Origin of the sequence: Sphingomonas sp. (genome assembly GCF_040398505.1) — a bacterium.
In the GTDB taxonomy this organism is placed as follows: Bacteria; Pseudomonadota; Alphaproteobacteria; order Sphingomonadales; family Sphingomonadaceae; genus Sphingomonas.
Genome location: NZ_JBBATX010000078.1, coordinates 8,167 through 12,915, shown reverse-complemented (window position 1 = coordinate 12,915; position 4,749 = coordinate 8,167). Strand labels below are relative to the sequence as shown.

Annotated in this window: 4 protein-coding genes; all 4 read left to right on the top strand. The window is 65.3% G+C overall.

The annotated features are described in order from the left end of the window. On the top strand, window positions 1-763 hold a 763-nt coding region (locus ABWP09_RS10400), incomplete at its 5' end, for a tryptophan halogenase family protein (RefSeq protein WP_353205076.1). After that, window positions 760-2,571, top strand: coding sequence for an alpha-amylase family glycosyl hydrolase (locus ABWP09_RS10395; protein WP_353205075.1), 1,812 nt, complete (start codon window positions 760-762; stop codon window positions 2,569-2,571). The genes ABWP09_RS10400 and ABWP09_RS10395, both read left to right, overlap by 4 nt. After that, entirely contained in the window at window positions 2,568-4,211 is a 1,644-nt protein-coding gene (locus ABWP09_RS10390) for an alpha-amylase family glycosyl hydrolase (RefSeq protein ID WP_353205074.1), read from the top strand. The genes ABWP09_RS10395 and ABWP09_RS10390 overlap by 4 nt, the downstream gene beginning before the upstream one ends. Further along, the coding region (locus ABWP09_RS10385) for a glycoside hydrolase family 97 N-terminal domain-containing protein (RefSeq protein WP_353205073.1) at window positions 4,208-4,749 on the top strand (542 nt) is incomplete at its 3' end. The genes ABWP09_RS10390 and ABWP09_RS10385, both read left to right, overlap by 4 nt.

Genomic DNA, 4,749 nt, shown 5'->3' with positions numbered 1-4,749 from the left:
TAACGTCGGCGCGACCACACCCTATACGCGGGCGACCGCGCGCGAAGCGGGGTGGCAATGGCGCATTCCGCTGCAGCATCGCACCGGCAATGGCCTGGTCTATTGCAGCGCGTTCCTCGACGATGCGCGCGCGGCGGATATGCTGCTTGGCGGACTCGACGGTCAGGCACTCGCCGATCCGCGACCGTTATCCTTCACCACCGGGCGCAGGCGGCGGGCCTGGGTGAAGAATTGCGTCGCGCTCGGGCTGGCCGCCGGGTTTATGGAGCCGCTCGAATCGACCAGCATCCATTTGATCCAGGCGGGCATCGCCCGATTGTTGCAGCTTTTCCCGCAAGATTCCGACAGCGGTATCGAGGCCGCCGAATTCAACCGTCAAACCGAGCGTGAATGGCGCGCGGTGCGCGATTTCCTCGTGCTGCATTATCACGCCAATGGTCGCGACGAGCCGTTCTGGCGCGCCTGCCGCGAAGCCCCGATTCCCGACAGCCTCGCGCATCGGATCGCGCTGTTCCGCTCGACTGGTCGGCTGTTCCGCGAGGGCGAGGAATTGTTTGCCGAACCCGGCTGGCTGCAAGTGCTGATCGGGCAAGGCGTGGTACCGCAGCGTTACGATCCGCTGGCCGAGGGATTGCCGGCGGCGCAGCTCGACGAGTTTCTGAGCCTCGCGCGGCGGCATGTCGAACAGGTCGTGGGCAAGATGCCGACGCACGACGCCTTTATCGCGGCGCATTGCGCTGCTTCGGACAGGATGGCCGCATGAGGATTCGCAAGATGGTGCTCGCCGCGCTGCTGACGGCCACCGCGCTGCCCGCCGCCGCGCAGACCGCGCCCGCCTTTCGCGACCGCTTGCCGCAGGACGAAGTGATCTACTTCGTGCTGCCCGATCGCTTCGCCAATGCCGATCCGGCGAATGACCGGGGCGGATTGACGGGCGACCGGCTCGCCACCGGCTTCGATCCAACCGCCAAGGGCTTCTATCATGGCGGCGATCTGAAGGGGCTGATCCGGCGGCTCGAGTATATCCAGGGGCTCGGGGCGACCGCTTTGTGGGTCGGGCCGATCTTCAAGAACAAGCCGGTGCAGGGCCCGAAAGGCCAGGAATCGGCGGGGTATCACGGCTATTGGATCACCGATTTTACGCAGATCGACCCGCATTTGGGGAGCGATCAGGATTTCAAAGCGCTGGTCGATGCGGCGCATGCGCGGGGGATGAAGGTCTATATGGACATCATCGTCAACCACACCGCCGACGTGATCAAATATCGCGAATGCGCGCCCGACCACTATTGCCCGTACCGCAGCCTCAGCGATTATCCGTATCAGCGCCGTGGCGGCGTGACCGGTGCGGCGATCAACCCGGGGTTTGCGGGGCATAATGATGGCAGCGCTGCCAATTTCGCGCGTCTGACCGACCCGAATTACGCCTATACGCCCTATGTTCCGAAGGGCGAGGAGCGCGCGAAGACTCCGGCGTGGCTCAATGACGTCATGCTGTACCACAATCGCGGCGATTCGACCTTTGCGGGCGAGAGTTCGACGCTGGGAGACTTCTCCGGGCTCGATGATCTGATGACCGAAAACCCGCGTGTCGTGGCGGGCATGATCGAGATTTTCGGCGGCTGGATCGATCGCTTCGGCGTCGACGGATTCCGCATCGACACCGCGCAGCATGTGAACCCCGAATTCTGGCAGGCCTTTGTGCCGGCGATGAAGGCGCGCGCTGCGGCGAGGGGCATCCCGAACTTCCATATCTTCGGCGAAGTGGCGACGGGCGAGATGGATCCGGCGCGGCTCGCCACGCATACCCGCGTCGATGGGCTCCCGGCGGTGCTCGACTTCGCGTTCCAGCGCGCGCTGGTCGATACGGTCGGCGGCAGTGCGGGGACCGACGAATTGCGGCGGCTGTTCTTCGCTGATCCACTCTACGAAGGCGGTGCGGCGGGCGCGCTGCAATTGCCGACGTTTCTCGGCAATCACGATGCCGGCCGTTTCGCGCTGTTCGTGAAGCGCGGCTTCCCCAAGGCGAGCGACGCCGAGCTGCTCCAGCGCGTCATCCTCGGTCATGCGATGCTGCTCACGCTCCGCGGCGTGCCGACGCTCTATTCGGGCGACGAACAGGGCTTTGTCGGCAAGGGCGGCGACCAGGACGCGCGCGAGGACATGTTCGCGAGCCAGGTGGCGAGCTACAACGACAATCACCTGCTCGGCACCGCGAAGACGACCGCGACCGACAGCTATGACACCGCGCACCCATTATACCGCGCGATCGCCACGCTGGCGAAGCTGCGCGCCGAGCTGCCCGCGCTGCGCCGCGGCAAGCAAGTGCTGCGCGCCGATGGCGATAAGCCCGGGCTGTTCGCGGTGTCGCGCTTTGACCCCGATACCGGCCGCGAAGTGCTGCTCGCGTTCAACACCGCGACCGCGCCGGTCCGTGCGCAGATTCTGGTCGAGACGCGCTCGACCGATTTTGTCGCGCGCCACGGCGTGTGCGCGCCAAAGTCCAGCGCACCGGGCAGCCTTTCGGTGACCATCCCTCCCCTCGATTATGTGATCTGTACCGCGCAATGACCGCTCAACCGCTGCACCTTGCCGACACCCCACCCGAACCGCAGCCCGATCGCCCGTGGTGGCGCGGCGCGGCGATCTATCAAATCTATCCGCGCAGCTTTGCCGATTCGAATGGCGATGGCATCGGCGATCTCGCCGGGATCACCGCGCATCTGGGTTATGTTGCGGCGCTCGGCGTGGAGGGCGTGTGGCTGTCACCGTTCTTCGCCTCGCCGATGAAGGATTTCGGCTATGACGTGGCGGATTACCGTGCGGTTGATCCGATCTTCGGGACGCTCGCCGATTTCGATGCGCTGGTCGCCCGCGCGCATACGCTGGGTCTCAAGATCATCATCGACCAGGTCTATTCGCACACCTCGGACGCACATGGCTGGTTCGCCGAGAGCCGCGCCGACCGGGCCAACCCAAAGCATGACTGGTATGTCTGGGCCGATGCCAAGGATGACGGATCGCCGCCCAACAATTGGCAATCGGTGTTCGGTGGCCCGGCCTGGACGTGGGATGCGCGGCGCGGGCAATATTATCTGCACAATTTCCTGAGCGCGCAGCCGCAGCTCAATCTCCACGCGCCGGCGGTGCAGGATGCTTTGCTCGATGTCGCGCGCTTCTGGCTGACGCGTGGCGTCGACGGGTTCCGCATCGACGCGATCAATTTCGCGATGTGCGATCCGCAATTGCGCGACAATCCGCCCGCCCCCGCGACCAATGGCGTGCGTACGCGACCGTTCGATTTCCAGCGGCATGTCCACAACCAGTCGCACCCCGACATCGTGCTGTTTCTCGAACGGCTGCGCGCGCTGACCGATTGCTATGACGGCTGCTTCACCGTCGCCGAAGTGGGCGGGGCCGACGCCGAAGTCGAGATGAAGCGCTTCACCCATGGCGAGCGGCGGCTCAACAGCGCCTATGGCTTCAACTTCCTCTACGCCCCCGCTTTGACCCCGGCGCTGGTGCGCGACGCGGTCGAGCAATGGCCCGATACCCCCGATATGGGCTGGCCGAGCTGGGCGTTCGAGAATCACGATGCACCGCGCGCAGTGTCGCGCTGGGCGAACAGCGCCGACCGTGCGGCGTTTGCGCGGATGAAGATGCTGCTGCTGGTGGCACTACGCGGCAATATCTTCCTGTATCAGGGCGAGGAACTCGGCCTGACGCAAGTCGATATCCCGTATGCGCGGCTGCAGGACCCCGAGGCGATCGCCAATTGGCCGCTGACGCTGAGCCGCGACGGCGCGCGCACGCCGATGCCGTGGGTGGCGGACGCGCCGCACTTGGGCTTTTCGAGCGTCGAGCCGTGGTTGCCGATCGGCGCGGACCATGCTGGCCTCGCGGTCGATCGGCAGGATGCCGTGGCGGACTCGATGTTGACGCTGACGCGCGATCTGCTGGCGCTGCGCCGCGCGCATCCGGCGTTGCAGAGCGGTGACATTCAGGTGCTCGAAGCGTCGGACACGCTGCTCGTGTTCGAGCGGCGCGACGTCGGACAGACGCTGGTGTGCGTGTTCAATCTGGGTGCCGATCCCGTGACGTGGCGTCCGGTCGATCCGGCGGCGTGGCGCGTCTGCGCGGCGGTCAATGAAGTCCAGGACGGGTATTTCGGCGGCTATGCCGCGCTGATCGCCGAAAGGGTGATAGAATGAAGACGACCCAATTGCTTGCGCTCGCCGCAGCACTCAGCGCCAGCGCGGCTGCCGCGCAGGACAAGCCGACCGTTCCCGCCCCGGTCGTGACCAATGAGACGATCAAGCCGCAACCCGCCGCCGCGATTCCCAGCGTCACCGCCACCTCGCCCGATGGCAGCATCGTAGTGACGCTGGCGACCGATGGCGAAGGCCATGCGAGCTATGCGATCATGCGCAAAGGCGAGACGATCGTCGCGCCATCTCGGCTCGGCTTCCTGTTCACCGACGCCCCCAAGCTCGACCGGCATTTGCAGATCGTGCAGGTCACGCGCGCCGCGTCCGACACCAATTGGACCCAGCCGTGGGGCGAATGGACGACGATCCGCGACAACCACAACGAACTGCGCGTCCATTTGCAGGAAACCAGCCCGCCCGGTCGCAGCCTCGATGTCGTGTTCCGCATCCAGAATGACGGTGTCGGCTTCCGCTACGAATTTCCCGAGCAAGCGGGCGGCAAGCCGGTCAATATCGCCGAGGAACTGACGCAATTCGCCTT

What these genes read in the sequence shown, in the direction of transcription:
- ABWP09_RS10395 (WP_353205075.1), top strand. Translation starts at nt 760, where the DNA reads ATGAGGATTCGCAAGATGGTGCTCGCCGCGCTGCTGACGGCCACCGCG.
- ABWP09_RS10390 (WP_353205074.1), top strand. Translation starts at nt 2,568, where the DNA reads ATGACCGCTCAACCGCTGCACCTTGCCGACACCCCACCCGAACCGCAG.